Below are 21,720 nucleotides of genomic sequence, written 5' to 3' on the forward strand. Positions count from 1 at the left end.
TTATCAGGTAATTTTTTGAAAGCAATAATCAAAAGTCTTTTGCTTTTCAGGAAGCGGCCTGGCAGGCCATAAGTAATGGTGAAAGCGGTTTAATAAATGCCCCAACCGGTTTTGGTAAAACATTTGCTGTTTTTTGGGGAGCTGTTATCCAGTTCATTGATCAACATCCCAATAATTTTCATTCTAAAAATAACAATGGACTGCAATTACTTTGAATTACCTCATTAAAAGCATTGGTAAAAGATTTAGCCCGTGCCATGGAAAATACATTAGATTCTTTACAAATACCTTGGCAAGTTGGTATTAGAACCGGAAATACCACCACACAAGAACGATTACAACAAAAAAAACAATTACCGGAAATTTTATTAATAACACCCAAAAGCCTGCACTTATTACTTTCGCATACACAACACACACAATATTTTAAAACATTACAAATTATTGCAGTAGATGAATGGCATGAGTTACTGGGCAACAAAAGAGGTGTTCAGGTAGAATTGGCTTTATCGAGACTAATATATTTACACAACTTAAACCCGGAAAATAAAACAACAAACAATCTGTGTATATGGAGTATTAGTGCCACCATTGGTAATTTAGAAGAGGCTAAAAATGTTTTACTACTACCACTCAAAAAAACGGGCAGCATTATACAAGCGCAACAAAGCAAAAAAATTCATATTCATACAATTATTCCAGATGAACTAGAACGCTATCCCTGGGCGGGTCATCTGGGATTGAAATTAGTACACAAAATTATTCCCATTATTGAGCAAAGTAATTCTACGCTTATTTTTATTAATACAAGAGGGATGATGGAAATATGGTATCAAGCCATTTTAGAAACTGCCCCACATCTGTCAGGAGCTATTGCCATACATCATGGCAGTATTGAAAAAGAATTAAGGGTTTGGGTAGAAGAAGCTTTACACCAACAGAAATTAAAAGCCGTTGTATGCACAGCGAGTTTAGATTTAGGAGTAGATTTTAAACCGGTAGATACTGTTATTCAAATTGGCTCACCAAAAGGAATTGCCCGTTTTATGCAACGTGCAGGAAGAAGCGGGCACCAACCTGATGCAGCTGCAAAAATTTATTTTTTACCTACCCATTCGTTAGAGTTAGCTGAATTAGCAGCATTAAGACAATGCATACAAAAAAATATTTTGGAAAACCTAATCCCCATTGCTATTATGTTATGATGTTTTGGTACAAGACCTCTGCACCCCGGTTATTGGAGCAGGTTTTTATGCAGATGAATTATTGAATGAAATAAAACAAACGTATTGTTACTAGCAGTTATCCATTGACGAATGTAACAATATACTACTATATTTAACCAATGGCGGTAATGCATTTCATGAATACGATGCTTTTAAAAAATTAGAACAAGAGGATGATGGAAGATATATAATTAAAAACAGAAAAATTGCTATGCAACACCGTATGCATATTGGCACCATTGTGAGTGATGCCATGCTAAAAGTAAAATGGATGCATGGAGGCTATTTAGGTGTAATTGAAGAATGGTTCATCAAACGTTTAAAAATAGGCGACAGTTTTGTATTAGCCGGAAAAAATGTAATGCTGAGTATGATAAAAGACATGACTGTATGGGTAAAAAAATCAACCGCTACCAACACCATTATACCCAGTTGGATGGGTGGCCGAATGTCGCTCTCTGCCAATTTAGGGGAACAACTGCGACAAACATGCTCAGATGCCTTAGCAATAGGGAGGAAATGAAAGCTTTGCAACCATTATTTCAACTACAGCAACAGCTATTCGTTATTCCACAAATGCAGGAAATATTGGTTGAATTAATTCAGGAGAAAAAAAGTTTCCATATTTTGGTATATCCTTTCGAAGGAAGGTTGGTTCATGAAGCCATGAGTGCTTTAATGGCTTATCGGCTTTCAAAAATAAAACCTATCTCTTTTTCTATTGCCATGAATGATTATGGTTTTGAACTATTCTGCGATGAACCTATTGAATTAACAGAGCAAACCTTAAAAACACTATTCTCAACCAGCCATCTTTTAATTGATCTTCAAAAAAGTGTAAATGGCAGTGAAATGGCTGCAAGGGCATTTAGAGATATTGCAGTAATTGGCGGACTAATTTTTCAGGGATATCCCGGACAACATAAAAAAACAAAACATCTGCAAGCTTCTGCCTCATTATTATTCAAGGTATTGAACGAATATGATGTGCAGAATGTTTTATTACAGCAAGCTTATAAAGAGGTTTTTGAAAAACAAATGGAAGAGGTTAGATTAAGAATGGCTTTGCAAAGAATTCAACAATCAAAAATAATCATCACCTACCCCAAACAATATACACCCTTTAGTTTTCCCATTATTGCAGATGGTTTAAATCGTAACCATTTATCATCTGAAAAATTAGAGGACAGAATTAAAAAAATACAGCAACAGCTTTTACAATAAAAACTGTTGCTGTATACATATTCAACAATTAGTAAATCAAATATTTACGTTGTGTCGTGTACAAAATAATGAATAACAATAAAAATGCATAACCAAAATAGGTAGTCCAACCTGTAACAGAAGCCATTCCTAATAAAATAACGGTAGCAATTACCGGAAAAAGTTCACCAATCAGCCACATATAGTAGCCCTGCATTTTCAGCTTACGCATATCTATTGCACCTAAAATACATAATATAGCACCAATTAGGGTAACCACCAAAATGGGCAACTTGTTGGTAGCTGCTTTTCGCATTAACTCCATTGCTTCAGGAGAGTAAAAACTTTTGGCAAAATCGGGTAGTTTGGCAAAATCGGGGCTATTCATTAATTTCTCCATCGCCGCTAAACTTTTTTCGGCGTTGATGTATTGGTATATGCCGGATAAAATAGCAATACCACTCCCAATAAAAGTTAAAATAGTTAATACCTTCAAGCTGCCATATTTAGGCGCCATGGGCATGTCTGGTTGCAGTTGAGTGTCGGTCATCATATTATTTTTTTTGTTGCAATAAATATAATACACCCCTTTTATACAGCAAAATTTAGTTACATAAAATTATGGCATTTGTTGATACATTTGTTCCTATGCAGGCGCCATATTTATTTCAATTACTTGGTCAGCACCTATGGTTATCATCAGAAAAATGTATGTTTTGGAAGGAAGAAGCAACTCTCATTCTTTCTGATGTGCACATTGGCAAAACCGGCCATTTTAAAGAAAACGGCATACCGGTGCCCGAAGCATTGTTTAAAGAAGATATGCATCGGCTTTTTCATTGTATTACTGTATTTAATCCAAAAACAGTAATAATAGTTGGCGATTTGCTGCACAAAAAAAATAACGAAGAAGTTGCACATTTTTTAAAATGGAAATTGGAATTTACTGATATACCATTTCAGTTAGTGAAGGGTAACCATGATATATTGCCGAAGCAATGGTATGCCGATGCAGGTATTATTTTACATCCTGAATGGTTATACAAAGCACCATTTTTATTGATGCATGATATTACAGATACAATTCCTGAAGAACACCAAGATGCTTATATTATTACAGGACATATTCATCCGGGTGTGCGTGTAAAAATTACCGGGAAGCAACACATTAAATTGCCTTGTTTTTATTTTGGAAAACAATATGCCATTCTCCCTGCATTCAGTAATTTTACAGGTGTTGCTGTGGTAAAGCCCGGTAAAAAAGATAAGGTATTTGCCATCGCCAATCAACAAATCATTCCTATAGCATGATACAAATTGCTTACCATCCATTATATGCACATGCTTTGCCGGCCGGTCACCGCTTCCCAATGGAAAAATATGAATTAATACCGGCTCAATTATTACATGAAGGCACCATTACTTCAGAAAATTTATTTAGTATGGATGAAGTAAGTGATACTGTTGTTTTATTAACCCACGATGCGGAATATGTTCAAAAACTGAAAACACAAACACTTACAGCAGCAGAAGAAAGAAAAATAGGATTCCCACAATCTCCGGCATTAACCAAAAGAGAATGGTTGATAACACAAGGCACCATTCTGTGTTGCTATTCAGCTTTACAAAATGGCATTGCATTGAATGTGGCCGGCGGTACGCATCATGCTTTTAAAGATCATGGAGAAGGCTTTTGTTTGTTGAACGATTTTGCCGTTGCTGCCCATTATTTATTACAACAAAAATTAGCCAAACAAATTTTAATAATAGATGTGGACGTGCATCAGGGGAATGGAACGGCATCAATTTTTAATACCCATCCCGAAGTATTTACATTTAGCATGCATGGAGCGCACAATTATCCATTCCACAAAGAAATTTCAGATATTGATTTGCCTTTGGCAGATGGCACAGATGATAAACTATATTTAAAACTATTACAGGAAGCATTACTTTTTTTGTTACCAACGGTAAAGCCCGATTTTATTTTTTATCTATCTGGTGTTGATATTTTAAACACTGATAAGTACGGAAAATTAAATATAAGTATAGCTGGCTGTAAAAAAAGAGATGAATTAGTATTTAAAACTTTAAAACAGCAAGGAATACCTGTTGTAGTAGCTATGGGTGGCGGATATTCACCTCACATTCGCACCATTATTGAGGCGCACTGCAATACATTTAGAACTGCCTTACATTTGTATTAATCTGTTTTTCTTCAACTGGTTGTAATCAATAAAATAAATAAACTTTGCGGAAATTTGGTTACTGAGTGGCGATGAAAATGATTGCACTAAATTATTAATGTATTTATTGTATTGTGTTCCATCAATGGTTACATCAGGTCCAATTGCATTTTTCCAGGCAACAAGTAAACGACTTCCTAACCGAAAATCCCAGGTATAAAAAGCATCTACATTCAATGCATTAAAATTATCATCGTAGCCGGGTTCAAGTGGCCGTTCTAAATCCTGAAAATATCCTTCAATATTTACATTAAACATTTTTACATAATGCACTTTACTCCAATAATGCCTAACCCTAACAGTCAAATTCATTCTTGCCTGAAAATTATAAATTACATTCAATACATTATCCATACGCTCTACCCTGCGTTGCCCAATTACAGGTGCGTTGGTAACGGCATCAAAATGCGACCAGCCAAATTCACCTGCATCAAATTCTTTTTTACTGTTTAAACTAAGCGTAAAATGATTGTTGAAACGATATCTAATTCCACCGCTTACTACTGAATAAGGAATGGCATCTTTATAATCGTATGCAGAGGCATAACCAACTCCATAGTTAAAAAAGAATTTTCTTCTACTATCTGAACTACCGAAAACGCCTGCAAAAGCATAAGGTACTCTTTTGAGTTTGGCACCCGGCGTTCTCAGTTCAAAATAGTCGTTACTCCAAATTGGGCTACCCGACACTTCTAATGAAATATCATAAAAATTCTTAAATACTTTTAAGAAACTGGCATTGTAATTCAAACTGCTGAAGGCATAGGGTTTATAGAGGTTTTGATAATTAATGCTAAACCGATAAACTTTAAAGTTGTAATGCTTACCGGGTTTGTATTGATTATAGGAAACAGAGCCAAAATAGCTTACTTCGTTGGGTGCTTTTAAAAATCCTAAATCGTTTGGATCGTATTGATCACTTTCAATATTATTCATAATATTCCATTGCCACAAACCACTTACTTTACCAAAACTATTTTTTAGTTTAAACCCATTGTGCGCAAAGGGGCCGCCCACCGTGCTAAAAGCAGCCTTCGACTGCAGATTATATTTGTTCTCTTTATCAAATAAACTAAAATCTACCACGCTTACATTGGCCATTTTATCGCCGCCACGCCTCAATACATTGGCATTGGTAAAAGTAATACTGCTTCTATTGGCCAAAGCCTGATCTAAAACAATAATATTATAATTTGATAATGGTTCCGTTTCAATACGGCGTAACTGCCCACTCTTATCTTTCAAGCCGGCATACATGGGTGCTGTTATGGCATTGAAAATTCCAATGCCTAAATTATGCCTAGTTCTGCCGGAGAATTTTGTAGCATTGTACAATTGTGTTAAAGATGGATTTTGAAGAATGGTATATCCGCTATCTGTTGCCAACTGATTGATACTATCATACAATCCGGGCGCTTTCCCAACCCTGCGGGAATAAAAAATCCCTGCTTTATTAAACAATTCAGTTCCTTCAGTAAAAAACGGGCGGTTTTCTGCAAACTGAACTTCATAAGGAGAGAGATTCAATATCACATTATCACTCAATGTTTGTCCAAAATCGGGTACCAAAGTCATATCTAAAGTAAAGCTTTCATTCACACCATATTTTACATCCATTCCACCATTATGAATGGCATTTTGAATAGTACCGGTAGCAGTGGGCATAGTGCTGTAACCTGCAGAAATGTATGGCAGAAACGACAACCGCAACGGGGGTTCTAAATTTTCTAATCCGGTTAATAATCCAAATTGATTCACTAATCCGGAAACGGTTGGACTTACTTTATTCCAATAACTGGATTCATTCAGCCGGCGAATAGACCGGTAAAAATTAACACCCCATTCCTGTACCTCTTTCTTTGCAAAACGAAGACTCATGTATGGAATTTTCATTTCTACAATCCAGCCATCAGCAACAATACTTACACGGCTATCCCAAACAGCATCCCAATTGTAATCCACCCCATTATTGAAAGTATTGTTTCCTGAAAGCTTCGCGTCACTTTGCGCATTAGCAGCCGTTACACTAAACATGAATGCATTTTGGCCATCATGATAGGTATCAAAAGAAACTGCAAATACATCCACATCCTGCCTTTGTTCTCCATCCCGTAAGGTGAGTTGTCTTCTTATCAGTTTTGGATCATCATACAAATATGCAGCAATATAAATAGCCGAATTATCGTATATAATTTTTACAACTGTATTTTTAGATGCAGGCAACCCAAATTCTGGTTGTGTAATAATAAAATTGGTGGCTGCCTCTGCTGCAGTCCATTCCGGTTCATTTAAAATACCGTCAATTTTTATGGAATGTTGCGTTCTAAATGCCTTTACCTGTTTTACCTGTGCCTGAATGGTAAAATTGATGAACAATAAAAGCAATAAAAATGAGAATAATGTAATTTTTCCTTGCATGGGTTCATACTCCTTCACTCCAAAACTAAATAGAAATGAAAAGCGCAGAGTACAATTTTAGGATGAATGGCAAATAATGAGTGATGTAACAAATACAAATAAAAAAGCCGCTCTAAAAAGAACAGCTTCTTTCATTCATAAAAATCATCCATCATTATCCAATATCCAAGCCTAATTCAGTTTCTTTTTTAAAGTAGAAACCTGTGCCTGTAAATTATTCACCATACCTGCCAACTGATTTACATCCCAGCGCTGCACCGTATTGGCTTTTTGTAAAATAAACAATGCTTTCCATACTTCCAGAATATCATCCGTAGCTACTGCATAGGGTTCATATATTGGATTATCGCTCACCAGCGTTAATTTATTTTTGGCACGGTTATTTTTTAATATTCTTTTGTAAACAATACCATCTTGTTTAGACAGTACCACATAAGTATTGCTGGATTTTACTTCTTCAATATCCTCTACTTTTTCCCCAACAATTACACTGCCGCTGGGTGTAGGCAACATACTATCACCAATTATTTCAAATGCACGATATTGGCCGGGCGCCAGCATGGGTAGGGTAAACGTGTTGAGTTCGTCTAAAAAATCGGTATCTGCATAACCGGCTAAATAACCGGCTGCAGCTTTTACCGGAACAAAAGAGATAATAGCAGAACCCGAGGAGGCCATTTTTAATTTTCTTCTTTGCTCCAGATAACTGCTTCCTTTTGCAGCGGATAAATCTTTTAAGAGTAATTCATCCAAACTTAGTTTAAACAATTGTGCTACTTCTTCCAGCACTTCTAATTTTGGTTCGGCTCTTTCTTCTTCATATGCACCAATTAAGGAACGTTTTACACCTAATTTCTGTGCAAATTCTTCCTGAGTATAGCCTCTTAATTTGCGGAGGTATCTTAAATTTTTTCCGGCAAAACTCATAAACTAATGATTTTAGCCGCAAAATACTAATTTTTTTAGTTAACAAAAAATATTTTTTTATTTTCTTTAAAAATATTTTTATTTACCAGTTTGCCCGGGCCGATGGAGAAACACTTAAATCGGAAAACTGTTCTGCCTGAAATTTGTAATAGGCAGTGATAGCAATCATGCCTGCATTATCGGTACAATATTCAAATGCCGGTATAAAAGTATCCCACCCGTTTTGTTTTCCCATCATTTCAAATGCAGTACGCAGGCCTTTATTGGCACTAACACCGCCGGCTATGCATAATTGCCTGATGCCGGTTTGGTGAGCTGCTAATTTCAATTTTTGTAATAATATTTTAATAATGGTAGCCTGAATAGAAGCGCATAAATCGTTCAAATGATTGGCAACAAATTCAGGTGACTGCTTCTGCAGAAAATAAAGAACGGATGTTTTTAACCCGCTAAAAGAAAAATTGAGGCCGGGCACCTGTGGTTCGGCAAACTTAAAAGCGGTTGCAATGCCCGTTTGTGCATATTTATCTACCAAAGGACCGCCGGGATAGGGCAGCCCTAATAATTTGGCGGTTTTATCAAAGGCTTCGCCCGCCGCATCATCAATGGTTTCGCCTAACACTTCTAAATGCAATGGGCTATGCGCCAACACAATTTGTGTATGTCCCCCGCTTACCGTTAAACATAAAAATGGAAAACTCGGTTTTCTTTCACCAATTAAATTGGCCAGAACATGCGCCTGCATATGGTGCACTGCAATTAACGGTTTATTTAAACCCAATGCCAGCGATTTGGCAAATTGGGTACCTACCAGCAAACTACCCAATAAACCCGGCGCCTGTGTAAATGCAATGGCATCGATGTCAGCTAACTGTGTTTGTGCTTTTTTCAATGAAGCTTCTACAACAGGTACAATATTTTGCATGTGTGCACGGCTGGCCAATTCAGGAACCACGCCACCATATTGTGCATGTATGGATTGATTGGCAATAAAATTAGACAAAATAATTCCATCGGTACAAACTGCGGCTGAGGTTTCATCGCAGGAAGATTCAATAGCTAAAATAGAAACAGACACAGATAAAAATTTTGGCAAAAGTACAGGCTATTTGCTACGTATGGCCACAACAGGATCCATTTTTGCGGCAATAGAGGCCGGAATAATACCCGATAAAATTCCCAATACAATACAAATATTCAATGCTAATACAATGATGTTGGGTGCTATAAAAATAGGAAAAGGTAACACCTTACTCAGTGCCATGGTAAGTATCCAAACCAAAAACAAACCGAGTAATCCGCCAATCACACATAAAAATGCACTTTCTAACAAAAACTCGGTTAAAATAGTGCGCTTTTTGGCACCAATGGCTTTTTTTAATCCAATTTGGCTGGTACGTTCCCGAACGGTTACAAACATAATATTGGCTACACCAAAAGCGCCCACCAGCAAACTTAAACCGGCTATCGCCCATCCGCCCAAATTCAACGAACCAAACAATCCGTTTAAAGAATTGCCCAACAAATTCACATCATTCAAAGCAAAATTATCTTCCTGCTGTGGACTTAACTTTCGTTGTTGCCGCATAATGCCCTTCAACTCATCAGATAAACTGGCTGTAGCAATATTGTTTTTTGCCTGCACCATAATAAAAGGGCTGCTTTGTTTAATATTGTAAATAGAAGCAAAATATCGATAAGGTAATAAAATACAATCATCATAATTAAATCCGCCCAATAAACTATTGCCCTGCTTTTCCAGCACACCTACAATGATGGCTTTGTGGTGGTTAAAATCTATTTGTTTACCCATTGCTTTTTCGGCATTGCCAAACAATTCTTCAGCTACTTTATTGCCAATTACTGTGGCATTGGTGCCATAAGTAAAATCGTAATCGCTAATATAACGGCCGGCTGCAACGTTAATAGATTGTATTTTATTAAAATCTTCTGTAACACTGTAAATGTTTGTATTGGTTAAACTATTGTCACCATACGATAAAGTTGCATTTTGCGAGGCAAAAAATGCCATTGCATCAGCCAACTCGCTTTTAGCCTGAATAAACTTCATTTCATCATAAGTTGGAGTTGGCCGTTTTACGAACTTCCACCAGGGGTACTCTCCGCCTCCGCCATATTCCCATTTATCAATATAAATAGTATTATTACCCAAGGTTTGCACCTCCCCTTTTATCTTTCGTTTTAAACTATCTACCGTAGCCAATACGCCAATAATGCAAAAAATACCGATGGTGATACCGAATAACGACAAAAAAGTACGCAACTTATTTACCCTTAATTCCTGAAGAGCCATTTTAAAACTGTTCCAGATAATGGTGAGCAATTTTATCATAAACCAAATGTAATGTGTTATTTCACATTTTTTCAAATTATTGGTTCAGCGTATATTAATAAGGATGAGCGCAATAATTCAACAATGAACTGAATTTAAATTACTACAATAAAGCCGGGCATATTTTTTTCAAAGCAAATAAAATTTCAAATTATTAAACAAAGGTTGCGTTTACATCATTAAAATGCAGTAAAAATGGCATTCTTCGCTTCTATACATCAACAAATACCAACAAATACTGTTATTTGAATAAATGCATTTTGCAAAAAATAAAAAAATCATTTTGTTATAGCATTGCTGTGAATTGTATTTTTGCAAAGATTTTTTTTTCAACTTCAATTCTGCTATATGACCTGGAAGCAAGTCTTTACCTCTTCGGTAGGAAAAAAATTAGTAATGGGTTTAACAGGGGTTTTCCTGATTTTGTTTTTAGTAGTACATGCCGGTTTAAATGCCTGTATTTGGGCAGATGATGGTGGTGTAATGTTTAACAGAGCGGCCAATTTTATGGGTAGCAATATTGTACCTCGAATTTTAGAAATTGGTTTGTTCATTTTTATATTTCTCCACATTATTCAGGGTTATGTTTTAGAAGCGGGTAACCGTAGTAAACGTAAAGTAGGTTATGCCATTGCATATGGTAACCGAGGCAGTAAGTGGTACAGCCGCAGTATGGCCATTTTAGGCACTATCTTATTATTATTCTTTATTGTACACTGGAAGCAGTTTTGGATACCCTCCAGATTTACCGGTGTAGAAGAAGTAACACTGCCCAATGGGTTGCAGGTGCATAATTTATATGCACTCATGCGTGATACTTTTTCGCAGTTATGGGTGGTTATATTCTATGTAATTTGCTGCATTAGCTTAGGTTACCACTTAGCACATGGCTTTCAAAGTGCATTTAAAACTTTAGGCGTACACAATAAAAGATACCAGCAAATGCTCACTTCATTTGGGTATGGTTTTGCCATTGTGATTCCTGCCATTTTCGCATTGATGCCAATTAGTTTTTATTTTCATTTAATTAGCTGATTGAAAAAATATAACAGCAAAAAGGAACCGCTTCATTCAACAAAAGAAGTTTTCCTTTATAAAAAATACCAATTTTAATCTACAAAAAAGTAGTACCATGTTAGAATCAAAAATTCCTCCCGGCTCTCTGGAACATAAATGGACCGATTACAAAGGACATTGTAAATTGGTAAACCCCGCCAACAAACGGAAGTTAGAAATTATTGTAGTAGGTACTGGTTTGGCCGGAGCCAGTGCTGCCGCCAGTTTGGGCGAATTGGGTTATAAAGTAAAAGCATTTTGCTTTCAGGATAGTCCGCGCAGAGCCCACTCTATTGCTGCACAGGGTGGAATTAATGCGGCTAAGAATTACCAAAATGATGGTGACAGTGTTTTTCGTTTATTTTATGATACGGTAAAAGGTGGCGATTACCGCAGCCGCGAAGCCAATGTATACCGCCTTGCCGAAGTAAGTGCCAATATTATTGATCAGTGTGTGGCACAAGGCGTACCCTTTGCCAGGGAATATGGTGGTGTGTTAAGCAACCGTTCATTTGGCGGTGTGCAGGTACAAAGAACTTTTTACGCTGCAGGGCAAACTGGTCAGCAATTACTCATTGGTGCCTATCAGGCTTTAGAACGTCAGGTGGCATTGGGCAATGTAAAAATGTATGCCCGTCATGAAATGCAGGAAATTGTAGTAATTGATGGAAAAGCAAGAGGTATTATTGCAAGAGATTTGATTTCCGGAAAATTAGAAAGATATTTCGGCCATGCGGTACTATTGTGTAGTGGAGGTTATGGTAACGTGTTTTATTTGTCGACCAACGCAATGGGTAGCAATGTAACTGCCGCCTGGAAAGCGCATAAAAACGGCGCATTATTTGGCAATCCCTGTTTTACACAAATACATCCTACCTGTATTCCCGTAACCGGCGATCATCAAAGTAAATTAACCTTAATGAGCGAATCATTAAGAAATGATGGCCGTATATGGGTTCCCAAACAAAAAGGAGATACGCGTAAAGCCAGCCAGATACCTGAAGAGGAAAGAGATTATTATTTAGAAAGAAGATATCCTGCATTTGGTAATCTGGTACCTCGTGATGTGGCTTCCAGAGCTGCCAAAGAAAGATGTGATGAAGGATACGGTGTAGGCTCTTCTAAACAGGCAGTTTATCTTGACTTTAGTGCCGCTTTTGAAAGATATGGTACAACAGAAGCCGGTATACATGGTATCGATAATCCTTCAAAAGAGCAAATTATATCACTCGGCAAACAGGTGGTAAAAGAAAAATATGGTAATCTTTTCGATATGTATGAAAAAATTACCGGGGAAAATCCTTATGAAGTTCCCATGCGCATCTACCCTGCCGTACACTATACCATGGGCGGTTTGTGGGTTGATTATGAATTGATGACAACTGTAAAAGGATTGTATGCATTGGGAGAAGCCAACTTCTCTGATCATGGTGCCAACCGCTTAGGTGCCAGTGCCTTAATGCAAGGATTAGCGGATGGTTATTTTGTTATTCCCTATACCATTGGAAATTATCTGGCTGACGAAATTTATAATAAGCCAATTTCAACCGATCATGAAGCTTTTCAAATCGCAGAAAAAAAGGTACAGGAAAGATTAGAAAGTTTAATGAGTATTCAGGGTACACAAACTGTAGAAAGTTTTCATAAACGCCTCGGTAAAATTATGTGGGACAAATGTGGTATGGCCAGAAATGCCAATGGTTTACAACAAGCCATCACCGAAATACAACAACTCAAAAAAGAATTTTGGAGTGATGTTAAAATACCCGGTGGCATTAATGAACTGAATACTGAATTAGACAAAGCAGGCCGTGTTGCCGATTTTATTGAATTAGGTGAATTAATGTGTATAGATGCTTTAAACAGAAATGAAAGCTGTGGCGGACATTTTAGAGAAGAATACCAAACCCCCGATGGTGAAGCATTAAGAGATGATGCCAATTATATGTATGTAGCTGCCTGGCAATATAAAGGCGATCACAACTGGGAATTACACAAAGAACCTTTACAGTACGATGTAATTAAACCCACTCAAAGAAATTACAAGTAAACAATGGAATCCTATTTTTAAAGATTTTAATATTTTTATATGGAACACTATACCATGAATCTAAACTTAAAAGTTTGGAAACAAAAAGACAAAAATGCAAAGGGTAGTTTTAAAATGTATCGGGTAGAAAACATTTCTTCGGAAATGAGTTTTTTGGAAATGTTTGATGTACTGAACGAACAACTGATTAAAGCAGGCGAAGACCCAATTGCATTTGACCATGATTGTCGCGAAGGTATTTGTGGTATGTGTTCTATGTATATTAATGGTAAACCGCATGGTCCGTGGCAAGCCAATACTACCTGCCAATTACACATGCGGGCATTTCAAAATGAAGATACCATAGTTGTAGAGCCTTGGAGAGCCAATGCTTTCCCGGTAATTAAAGATTTAATGGTTGACCGTTCTGCTTTCGACAGAATTATACAAGCCGGCGGATACATTTCTGTAAATACCGGTAATGCAGTAGATGGTAATGCTATATTGGTTGATAAAGACAATGCTGACAATTCCTTTGCTGCAGCCATGTGTATTGGCTGTGGTGCCTGTGTAGCAGCTTGCAAAAACAGCAGTGCCATGCTGTTTGTTTCAGCCAAAATATCGCATTTGGCGCTTTTACCACAAGGAGATCCTGAACGCCATCATCGCGTAATTAATATGATTGCACAAATGGATAAAGAGGGTTTTGGTTCCTGCACCAATACCGGTGCCTGCGAAGCTGCCTGCCCGAAAGAAATTTCGCTCACCAATATTGCACGCCTCAACAATGAATATTTGAAAGCAAGCCTGGTTGCAGAAAAATAAATTACATAACAATTTTCTTAGAAAAAATCTCATTTTACCTTAAGCAATGAGATTTTTTTTATGCAATTTGGCCAAATCTTAAAATTTATCGTATATTGAATTAAAATGCTATTCATGATGTATTATTTCAATCCACATAACCCATTTGTGCCTGCAACCCTGCCAGGCATTTTGTTCAAAAAGCCTAACACGAAATGATACCAATACACTCCCATCTTTAATGATTGCTATTTGCTATTCAAACTATGTCAAATTCCTATTTTTCATTCAAACAATTTCATGTTGCGCAAGATAAATGTGCCATGAAAGTATGTACCGATGCCTGCCTGTTTGGGGCTTTTATAGCGCAATATATATCGAACCATTCGGCTAACGCTATTGCTGATATTGGAACAGGAACAGGACTGTTGAGTTTAATGATGGCACAAAAAAATGCATCCATCATTCATGCCTATGAAATAGATGAACAAGCCGCAATGCAGGCAAACGAAAATTTTTCAGCCTCAAAATGGCATCAACGATTAACAGTAATCAAAGGAAATGTATTGCTACTAAAGCCTGCTACTACTTATGAATGGATTGTTTGTAACCCGCCTTTTTATGAAAAAAGCCTGAAAAGCCCAAATTCCAGCAAAAACATAGCAATGCACAGTGAACAACTTCGGCTACCAGATTTGCTTCCATTATGCCATCAATATTTAACCCAAAAAGGAAGATTTGCATTGCTTTTGCCCTATAACCAAACCACATCATTTATAGCGATGGCACATCAAAATCATTTTTATTTAGAATATAAATTAGATGTAAAACCCAGCCCTAAACATCATTTTTTTAGAACCATCTGTATTTTTTCTAAGCAGCCAACACCTACATTATTGGAAGAAAACTTAACGATAAAAGAGCTAAGCAATGCCTACAGCGAGCCTTTCAAAGCGTTATTAAAAGATTATTATCAGTTTCTTTAAATCAAAATTATTTGGCGGCATAATCAGCTAAATAAGAGAAGGCCTGGGTAAGTTGCCCTTTCTTTAAAATTGTAGCCCTTTCAATCATATCACTTCCGGAAGTTAATAAATCGGGTAATACATGCTTCATGAGCTGTTCGCCAAAATAACGGCTGGCATCGCGGGGTAACTCATTGGGTAAATTTCCAACAGCAATTACGTCAATACTGCCGGGTAAGTAAGGCTTTGTTTTGGTAAAGTTCACTCTGTCAACTCCATAAACAGGATCTTCAATAGTTTGATCGCCCAGATTGATGGGTACAGAGCCATGTGCATCGTCGGTTATATCAGAAATAATTTGTATAGTAAAATGTTCATCAATATCAGTTAATTCAAATAACCTTGGCATTTCCGCTGTCCAAAAGATACCATTCATCAATATATCGGTACAGTGAGCATAAGGCAAAAACCTGCTTCTGTAATCTTTTGAATTGGTATGAAAATGTTCACGCTGATAGGTTTTTAAATATTTATGCGTAAATAAATCGGGACCTTTTAGTTGTACATAAACAGGATAGGTAAATTTTTTTTCTAAATACTCGTCGGGTTCTACCTCGGTAACACCCAATAAATTCATCACTTCAATAATACCATGCGCCACTCTTCCACTTCCTGTTACAGCAATTTTAATATTAGGTAATTTTAATCCAAAATAATGATGAATGAGAGAGCGGTAATCTTTTACTTCATATACCCGGCCTAAATGAAAGAGTCCGGTTCTGTTTCCATAACACATCATACCATTGTGTGCTCCAACAATACCGGCAAAAAATCCAAAACCTATAATTCGCTGCCCATCTTCATGCTCCAAACATTCATAATCAATTAATGTGATTTTTTTATCTATCATTTCATGAAACAAAGCACGGTTATAAGGTTGTTTCTTTCGCGTATGTGAGAAAAAAAGATATACCTTATCGGGAATAAGATCAGTTTTAGGTACTTCTTTTATACCCAGCAAAATATCACAATCTGTAACATCCGCTGTAACTTTTATTCCGGCTCTTCTATATTCATCATCTGAAAAACAACGATTGAAAGAAGACTGAACAACAATAGCAATATCAGGGAAATGTTGCATCATCCATTTGCATTGAGCGGGTATTAAAGCCACGCGACTATCAGCAGGAATTTTTCCTTCTTTAATAAGTCCAATCTTGATCATACGGCTACTATTTGAAACATAAAGGTATTTTATTCACTACAAATAATGCATACTATATTCTTCCAATTTCCAAACCACAAATTTTCTATACTTGTAAATAAAAAAGAATACATGATTGGTTTTAGAGGAAAAATCTAATAGGGCAAAACACAATTATTATAGCAATTCTATCAATAAGCAAACCATACCATCCTGTTCAATTAAGTATGTTAAATGTACAGCTAACCTAACAAAAATCATTTTTCAGGCAGTAAAACAAATGTTACTTTGCTGAAAAACATGTATCCTATTCAATATGTAAGTGCAACAGAAGCTTTATCGGTTATACAGAGCAACCAGCGTGTTTTTATTCAGGGCAGTGCATGTACACCCTTATTTTTATTGAGAGAGCTGGCAAAAGAAGCACCACGATTAGAAAATGTAGAAACGGTATTTATTACTGTTCAGGGTAGTATTGAAATTGACAAGCCCGAATATCAAAAAGCATTTCATATCAACTGTTTGTTTGTATCTGCCTCTGTTCGCGAAGCCGTAAACAGCGGACGTGCTGATTTTGTTCCTGCATTTTTAAGTGACATTCCGGATTTATTTAAAAAGAATGTATTGCCCATTGATGTAGCCATTGTACAGGTATCGCCACCCGACGAACACGGTTACTGTACTTTAGGATTATCGGTTGATATAGCACGTACTGCTGTAAATACGGCCAAATACATTATTGCACAGGTAAACCCTAATATGCCACGCACACACGGTGATGGATTGCTGCATGTAAGCCATATTACCAAAATGGTATATCATGAAGAACAATTGCCTGAATTAGATTATGGCAGCAAATCGGGTAAAGAAGAATTGCAGATAGGTAAATATATTGCCGAAATGATAGACGATGGCAGTACGTTACAATTAGGTATTGGTACCATACCCGATGCTGTTTTAAAAGCTTTACACAATCATAAAAATTTGGGCCTGCACACAGAAATGTGCAGTGATGGGGTAATTGATTTAATGGAAAAAGATATTATCAATAACAAATTTAAAAAAATACATCCCAATAAAAACGTAACCAGTTTTGCCATTGGTACCAAAAGATTGTATGATTATGTAAATGATAACCCTGCTTTTGCTTTTTTAGATATTGATTATGTGAATGACCCACATGTTATTAGAAGAAATAATAAAGTAATTGCCATTAACAGTGCCATTGAAGTAGATATTACCGGACAAGTTTGTGCCGATAGTATTGGGCCATTCCAGTACAGTGGTATTGGCGGGCAAATGGATTTTATGCGTGGAGCCGCTTTAAGTGAAGGAGGTAAACCCATTATTGCTTTAACCAGCCGTACTAAAAAAGGTATTTCCAGAATTACCCCTCATTTAAGAGAAAGTGCAGGTGTTGTTACTACCAGGGGCCATATTCATTATGTAGTAACAGAGTACGGTGTGGCTTACTTATATGGTAAAAATTTAAGGCAGCGGGCAAAATTACTGGTGGATATTGCACATCCCGATGATAGAGAGGCATTAACCAAAAGTTGTTACGAACGCTTTAAAATTTTTATTTAAACCCGAAAATTACCCTGCTGCATTTTGGTGTATTAAACAGGATGCCTTAATATTGCAGCCCCAAGCCCAGATGGCGGAACTGGTAGACGCGCCAGACTCAAAATCTGGTTATCGCAAGGTAGTGCAGGTTCGATTCCTGTTCTGGGCACTTCACCGGAAAAAGAGGCTGTCTCAAAAGTGCTATGCAGCCTCTTTTTATTCGGTAGGGTATGGAGAAAATTTTCGTTTATGCAAATCTCAGCCCCTTCATTTTGCTTTTGATACATCCTCTTTTATTTTATTGTTTTACATTGTTCCAAAAGGTAATATCTTCAATTACAACCTATTTTACCATTCATTTATTTTTATTTGCACAATAACACTAAAAAATATTCATATTAATTATCTTTATCCGCTAAAACCTGAAAAGCATGTTGAAAGTAGGTGTATTTGGCGTTGGCCATTTAGGTAAATACCATTTAAATAACTGGAAAGAAATAAAGGATGTTAAATTGGTTGGCTTTTTTGATCCCAATAACGATGCAGCCAAAGAAGTTGCCAATCATTATGGCTTAAAACGTTTTTTAGATGAAGAGAAATTAATGGATACCTGTGATATTATTGATGTAGTAGTACCCACCGATAAACATTTTGAAATTTGTATGTCGGCCATTAGAAAAGGGAAACATGTATTTGTAGAAAAACCTTTTACCCATACCATTCAGGAAGCAAAAAGTTTGGTAAACATGGTGAAAGAAGCCAACATTAAATTACAGGTAGGCCATGTTGAAAGATTTAACCCCGCATTTCTGGCAATCAAAGATTTAAAGCTGAACCCAATGTTCATTGAAGTGCATCGGCTGGCACAATTTAACCCCAGAGGAACAGAGGTGAGTGTTATTCTGGATTTAATGATTCATGATATAGATATTATTTTAAGCTTAGTGAAAAGTGGTGTGAAAAATATTTATGCCAGTGGTGTGACCGTTATGACTGATACACCCGATATTGCCAATGTACGCATTGAATTTAACAATGGATGTGTTGCCAATTTAACCAGCAGCCGCATTAGCATGAAAAAAATGCGAAAAATACGCTTGTTTCAAAAAGATGCCTATTATGGTATCGACTTTCTGGAAAAGAAAACCGAAATTATAACCTTGAAACAACCGGAAGACAACAATAGCTTTTCATTTGATATAGAAACCCCCAATGGTACCAAAACAATCGCTGTATCGAATCCGGAAATTGAGCCTGCCAACGCCATTCTACTTGAATTACAAAGTTTTGTTGATGCAATTAAAAACAATACACCTACTTTAGTGAGTGAAATTGATGGTTTACTGGCGCTGGAAGTTGCACACCAGATACTTACAAAAATTAATAGTAATAATATTGCCATATCTTAAATGTGCGCCAATGTTTTATAAGACTTTGGAAATAAAGCTTGCACGAACTAAAGAAAATGTACAAAGACGACAAACCAAAAGTTTGTTGTACAATGCTGTTAAAAGATTTACTGATATCGTACTTTCTTTGTCCGCATTAGTTGTATTGGCCCCTCTCATTATTTTTATTATTATCAGAACCAAACTTTCTTCACCCGGAAACATTTTTTATTTGCAGGAAAGAATTGGTTACAAAGGCATTCCATTTACTATTTATAAGTTTAGAAGTATGTATGCAGATGCTGAAAAAAACGGCCCGCAGCTTTCTTCAGATGATGACAAACGCATTACCCCATGGGGAAAAATTATGCGCAAATGGCGCTTAGATGAAATTCCGCAGTTATGGAATATCATTAAGGGAGATATGTCGTTGGTAGGACCAAGACCCGAAAGGCAATTTTATACCAGCCAACTGATAGAAATTGTACCGGATTATGCCGCTTTATTTTTGGTAGAACCCGGTCTTACTTCTTTGGGTATGATTGAATTTGGATATGCATCTAACATCCATGAAATGGTAGAACGTGCCCAATATGATTTAATATATGTACAAAAAAAATCCTTTTTATTGGATGCAGGAATTATTCTAAAAACATTGCTCATTATTATTTTGGGCAAAGGAAAATAAGCAACGAAATTTTATGCATGAACAATGAATTTCAAATAATACCCGCTCATGCAATTAATACTAAAAAATGGGATGCATGCATAGCCCAATCGCACACCCCGCTTATTTATGCTTATACCCGGTACTTAAATGCACTTTGCCCGCAATGGGTGGGTTTTGTACTCAATAATTATGAAGCCGTAATGCCGGTGCCCTTCAAAAAAAAATGCGGTATTGCTTACTGTTATCAACCAAACTTTATTCAACAATTGGGTTTATTTGAAAAAAATTACAACACCTATCCTATTCATGAACTTTTAAAATGGGTTCTGAAAGAATTTAAATATGGCGATTTATTTATTCCTTTTTATCACCCGCTGCCCAACATTCAAAATTGCACTATTCAGGTTCGAGATAATTTTGTGCTAAACTTAAAGGCTGATTACTGCCAAATTGCAACCAACTACTCAGGGGATTTGAAAAGGAATCTGATGAAAGCTTACAGCAATCAGTTGGTGTACCACGACAAAACCCATGCGCAATTGATATTAAATCATTTCTACCAGCTTTATCACCCTGCCATGCATTTGAAGCAACAAAATATTACTGCTTTCGCAACACTTTTAATGCAAAACGAAATGCAGCCATATTTTTTTGTACGAGGTGTGAATGATGCTAATGGAGTATTAGTTACGGGAGCCATTTTTCTGAAAGATTGCAACAGAATTTATAATATCGTGAATTTTACAACCGAAGCCGGCCGTAAACTGAGTGCCAATCATTATTTATTAGATCAATGTATTCAGGAGTTTGCCGGAAAAGCAATGTTATTTGATTTTGAAGGCTCTTCTCAAAAGGGCATTCAGGCATTCTATAAAAATTTTCATCCCGACCATCACCCCTATTTACAATTACACATCAACCAACTACCCCTGCCTTTCAGGTATTTAAAACAATGATGGATCTTCTAAAAATTTCTGCGCAATTAATAAATCAATGGGCCTTGTAATTTTTATGTTTTGGTATTCCCCTTCAATTAAATGTATGGAAACGCCGGAGTGCTCTACAACAGTTGCCTCATCAGTAAACGAAGCTTGGTAAGGCATTTGAAATGCCGGCAATAAAATACTGCTTTTAAAAGTTTGAGGTGTTTGCATTAAATATATTTCATCTCTATTAATGGGGATAGAAGTTTGGTCTTTGAGTTGCCTTATGCTATCAGTAGCTTTTATGGCAGGAATGGCGCTTCCTTTTTCTATGGCCTGATGATAACATTGCTGAATAAGTTTTGTACTCAATAAGCAGCGCACTCCATCATGTACAAAAATAACCGCATCTGTTTTCGATGAAATTGCTGCTAAGCCTGATTGTACAGAATGAAACCTGGTATCGCCACCTGCAACAATTTGTATCCGTTGGTATTGAGGCAAGGAACGGATCATTGTTTCCCCTGCTTCAAAATAAGCAGCCGGTAAAACCAAAATCACCTGCATATCTTCAAAAGCGGCAAAAAAAGTTTGCAGGGTATACAACAGAATTGGCTGGTTATCGAGCAATAAAAACTGTTTGGGTAAATGGGATCCCATTCTAACACCTGAACCACCGGCTACAATCACTGCAATTTTTTCCATGAAATATTGATCATTAAAATACAAATGTAGCAGTGAT

19 protein-coding genes, 1 tRNA gene and 2 pseudogenes are annotated in these 21,720 nt (G+C 36.6%); 15 read left to right on the forward strand and 7 right to left on the reverse strand.

Annotated features, from left to right (window positions below; translation table 11 throughout):
• Window positions 1-56: 56 nt before the first annotated feature.
• From A0F92_RS15860 to A0F92_RS15875, 4 genes and pseudogenes are all read left to right on the forward strand, one after another.
• A pseudogene (locus A0F92_RS15860) lies at window positions 57-593 on the forward strand (DEAD/DEAH box helicase); the annotation flags it as partial.
• 147 nt (window positions 594-740) lie between these two features.
• Window positions 741-1,205 carry a helicase-related protein gene (locus A0F92_RS15865; protein ID WP_262490041.1) on the forward strand — a complete coding sequence of 155 codons (465 nt, stop codon included), beginning with the start codon at window positions 741-743 and terminating at the stop codon, window positions 1,203-1,205.
• A 4-nt stretch (window positions 1,206-1,209) separates the two neighbouring features.
• Window positions 1,210-1,749, forward strand: a pseudogene (locus A0F92_RS15870) (hypothetical protein).
• Entirely contained in the window at window positions 1,746-2,450 is a 705-nt protein-coding gene (locus A0F92_RS15875; RefSeq protein ID WP_253810440.1) for a DEAD/DEAH box helicase family protein, read from the forward strand. The pseudogene A0F92_RS15870 and the gene A0F92_RS15875 overlap by 4 nt, the downstream one beginning before the upstream one ends.
• 28 nt (window positions 2,451-2,478) lie before the next feature.
• Here A0F92_RS15875 and A0F92_RS12560 read toward each other — a convergent pair whose 3' ends face one another.
• Window positions 2,479-2,982 (reverse strand): hypothetical protein, encoded by a 504-nt coding sequence (locus A0F92_RS12560; RefSeq protein ID WP_167517078.1) that lies wholly within the window; start codon window positions 2,980-2,982, stop codon window positions 2,479-2,481.
• A gap of 68 nt (window positions 2,983-3,050) precedes the next feature.
• On the opposite strand from A0F92_RS12560, the gene pdeM reads away from it, so the two are divergent.
• Window positions 3,051-3,740 (forward strand): ligase-associated DNA damage response endonuclease PdeM, encoded by a 690-nt coding sequence (gene pdeM, locus A0F92_RS12565; protein ID WP_167517079.1) that lies wholly within the window; start codon window positions 3,051-3,053, stop codon window positions 3,738-3,740.
• On the forward strand, window positions 3,737-4,636 hold the full coding sequence (locus tag A0F92_RS12570) for a histone deacetylase family protein (protein WP_068246693.1): 900 nt from the start codon (window positions 3,737-3,739) through the stop codon (window positions 4,634-4,636). Before pdeM ends, A0F92_RS12570 begins: the two co-directional genes overlap by 4 nt.
• Here the strand turns inward: A0F92_RS12570 and A0F92_RS12575 are convergent.
• From A0F92_RS12575 to A0F92_RS12590, 4 genes are all read right to left on the reverse strand, one after another.
• Window positions 4,622-7,111: a DUF5916 domain-containing protein gene (locus A0F92_RS12575; protein ID WP_167517080.1), complete on the reverse strand. Its 2,490-nt coding sequence runs from the start codon at window positions 7,109-7,111 to the stop codon at window positions 4,622-4,624. The two genes, A0F92_RS12570 and A0F92_RS12575, sit on opposite strands and share 15 nt — an antisense overlap.
• 153 nt (window positions 7,112-7,264) lie before the next feature.
• Entirely contained in the window at window positions 7,265-8,020 is a 756-nt protein-coding gene (locus A0F92_RS12580) for an XRE family transcriptional regulator (RefSeq protein ID WP_068246700.1), read from the reverse strand.
• A gap of 82 nt (window positions 8,021-8,102) precedes the next feature.
• Window positions 8,103-9,098: a tRNA (adenosine(37)-N6)-threonylcarbamoyltransferase complex transferase subunit TsaD gene (gene tsaD / locus A0F92_RS12585; RefSeq protein ID WP_167517081.1), complete on the reverse strand. Its 996-nt coding sequence runs from the start codon at window positions 9,096-9,098 to the stop codon at window positions 8,103-8,105.
• Window positions 9,099-9,125: 27 nt separating this feature from the next.
• A complete protein-coding gene (locus tag A0F92_RS12590) occupies window positions 9,126-10,373 on the reverse strand; it encodes an ABC transporter permease (RefSeq protein WP_068246706.1) in 1,248 nt (415 codons plus the stop codon).
• A 348-nt stretch (window positions 10,374-10,721) separates the two neighbouring features.
• Here A0F92_RS12590 and A0F92_RS12595 point away from each other — a divergent pair, with 348 nt between their 5' ends.
• The 4 genes from A0F92_RS12595 to A0F92_RS12610 all read left to right on the forward strand — a co-directional run bounded on the left by A0F92_RS12595 (window position 10,722) and on the right by A0F92_RS12610 (window position 15,248).
• Window positions 10,722-11,408 (forward strand): succinate dehydrogenase cytochrome b subunit, encoded by a 687-nt coding sequence (locus tag A0F92_RS12595; protein WP_068246709.1) that lies wholly within the window; start codon window positions 10,722-10,724, stop codon window positions 11,406-11,408.
• A 97-nt stretch (window positions 11,409-11,505) separates the two neighbouring features.
• On the forward strand, window positions 11,506-13,479 hold the full coding sequence (locus A0F92_RS12600; protein WP_068246712.1) for a fumarate reductase/succinate dehydrogenase flavoprotein subunit: 1,974 nt from the start codon (window positions 11,506-11,508) through the stop codon (window positions 13,477-13,479).
• Between the two features lie 39 nt (window positions 13,480-13,518).
• Window positions 13,519-14,283, forward strand: coding sequence for a succinate dehydrogenase/fumarate reductase iron-sulfur subunit (locus A0F92_RS12605; RefSeq protein ID WP_068246715.1), 765 nt, complete (start codon window positions 13,519-13,521; stop codon window positions 14,281-14,283).
• Between the two features lie 245 nt (window positions 14,284-14,528).
• On the forward strand, window positions 14,529-15,248 hold the full coding sequence (locus tag A0F92_RS12610) for a tRNA1(Val) (adenine(37)-N6)-methyltransferase (protein ID WP_068246718.1): 720 nt from the start codon (window positions 14,529-14,531) through the stop codon (window positions 15,246-15,248).
• A 7-nt stretch (window positions 15,249-15,255) separates the two neighbouring features.
• Here A0F92_RS12610 and A0F92_RS12615 read toward each other — a convergent pair whose 3' ends face one another.
• Window positions 15,256-16,452 (reverse strand): NAD(P)-dependent oxidoreductase, encoded by a 1,197-nt coding sequence (locus A0F92_RS12615; RefSeq protein ID WP_068246722.1) that lies wholly within the window; start codon window positions 16,450-16,452, stop codon window positions 15,256-15,258.
• A 267-nt stretch (window positions 16,453-16,719) separates the two neighbouring features.
• On the opposite strand from A0F92_RS12615, the gene A0F92_RS12620 reads away from it, so the two are divergent.
• The 5 genes from A0F92_RS12620 (at window position 16,720) to A0F92_RS12640 (ending at window position 21,011) form a co-directional block, all read left to right on the forward strand.
• On the forward strand, window positions 16,720-18,018 hold the full coding sequence (locus A0F92_RS12620; protein ID WP_253810442.1) for an acetyl-CoA hydrolase/transferase family protein: 1,299 nt from the start codon (window positions 16,720-16,722) through the stop codon (window positions 18,016-18,018).
• A 64-nt stretch (window positions 18,019-18,082) separates the two neighbouring features.
• Window positions 18,083-18,166 (forward strand) — tRNA-Leu (locus A0F92_RS12625).
• A gap of 262 nt (window positions 18,167-18,428) precedes the next feature.
• The gene (locus A0F92_RS12630) at window positions 18,429-19,406 is read left to right on the forward strand and encodes a Gfo/Idh/MocA family protein (protein ID WP_068246728.1); all 978 of its coding nucleotides are present in this window, start codon (window positions 18,429-18,431) and stop codon (window positions 19,404-19,406) included.
• Window positions 19,407-19,416: 10 nt separating this feature from the next.
• Entirely contained in the window at window positions 19,417-20,073 is a 657-nt protein-coding gene (locus A0F92_RS12635; RefSeq protein ID WP_068246732.1) for a sugar transferase, read from the forward strand.
• Between the two features lie 17 nt (window positions 20,074-20,090).
• Complete coding sequence (locus A0F92_RS12640) at window positions 20,091-21,011, forward strand: hypothetical protein (RefSeq protein ID WP_068246735.1); 921 nt, start codon at window positions 20,091-20,093, stop codon at window positions 21,009-21,011.
• On the opposite strand, the gene A0F92_RS12645 is transcribed toward A0F92_RS12640, so the two are convergent.
• Window positions 21,000-21,683: a 2-C-methyl-D-erythritol 4-phosphate cytidylyltransferase gene (locus A0F92_RS12645; protein WP_068246737.1), complete on the reverse strand. Its 684-nt coding sequence runs from the start codon at window positions 21,681-21,683 to the stop codon at window positions 21,000-21,002. The two genes, A0F92_RS12640 and A0F92_RS12645, sit on opposite strands and share 12 nt — an antisense overlap.
• Window positions 21,684-21,720 lie beyond the last annotated feature (37 nt).

Origin of the sequence: Hydrotalea flava (assembly GCF_001623405.1) — a bacterium.
Taxonomy (GTDB): Bacteria; Bacteroidota; Bacteroidia; order Chitinophagales; family Chitinophagaceae; genus Hydrotalea; species Hydrotalea flava.

Bases quoted from the DNA above. Each gene is read 5' to 3' on its own strand.
- A0F92_RS12600 (WP_068246712.1), top strand. From the start codon at position 11,506: ATGTTAGAATCAAAAATTCCTCCCGGCTCTCTGGAACATAAATGGACC.
- A0F92_RS12615 (WP_068246722.1), bottom strand. From the start codon at position 16,452: ATGATCAAGATTGGACTTATTAAAGAAGGAAAAATTCCTGCTGATAGT.
- A0F92_RS12605 (WP_068246715.1), top strand. From the start codon at position 13,519: ATGGAACACTATACCATGAATCTAAACTTAAAAGTTTGGAAACAAAAA.
- A0F92_RS12590 (WP_068246706.1), bottom strand. From the start codon at position 10,373: ATGATAAAATTGCTCACCATTATCTGGAACAGTTTTAAAATGGCTCTT.
- A0F92_RS12645 (WP_068246737.1), bottom strand. From the start codon at position 21,683: ATGGAAAAAATTGCAGTGATTGTAGCCGGTGGTTCAGGTGTTAGAATG.
- A0F92_RS12580 (WP_068246700.1), bottom strand. From the start codon at position 8,020: ATGAGTTTTGCCGGAAAAAATTTAAGATACCTCCGCAAATTAAGAGGC.
- A0F92_RS12570 (WP_068246693.1), top strand. From the start codon at position 3,737: ATGATACAAATTGCTTACCATCCATTATATGCACATGCTTTGCCGGCC.
- A0F92_RS12635 (WP_068246732.1), top strand. From the start codon at position 19,417: ATGTTTTATAAGACTTTGGAAATAAAGCTTGCACGAACTAAAGAAAAT.
- A0F92_RS15875 (WP_253810440.1), top strand. From the start codon at position 1,746: ATGAAAGCTTTGCAACCATTATTTCAACTACAGCAACAGCTATTCGTT.
- A0F92_RS12640 (WP_068246735.1), top strand. From the start codon at position 20,091: ATGAACAATGAATTTCAAATAATACCCGCTCATGCAATTAATACTAAA.
- A0F92_RS12595 (WP_068246709.1), top strand. From the start codon at position 10,722: ATGACCTGGAAGCAAGTCTTTACCTCTTCGGTAGGAAAAAAATTAGTA.
- A0F92_RS12610 (WP_068246718.1), top strand. From the start codon at position 14,529: ATGTCAAATTCCTATTTTTCATTCAAACAATTTCATGTTGCGCAAGAT.
- A0F92_RS12560 (WP_167517078.1), bottom strand. From the start codon at position 2,982: ATGATGACCGACACTCAACTGCAACCAGACATGCCCATGGCGCCTAAA.
- A0F92_RS12630 (WP_068246728.1), top strand. From the start codon at position 18,429: ATGTTGAAAGTAGGTGTATTTGGCGTTGGCCATTTAGGTAAATACCAT.
- pdeM (WP_167517079.1), top strand. From the start codon at position 3,051: ATGGCATTTGTTGATACATTTGTTCCTATGCAGGCGCCATATTTATTT.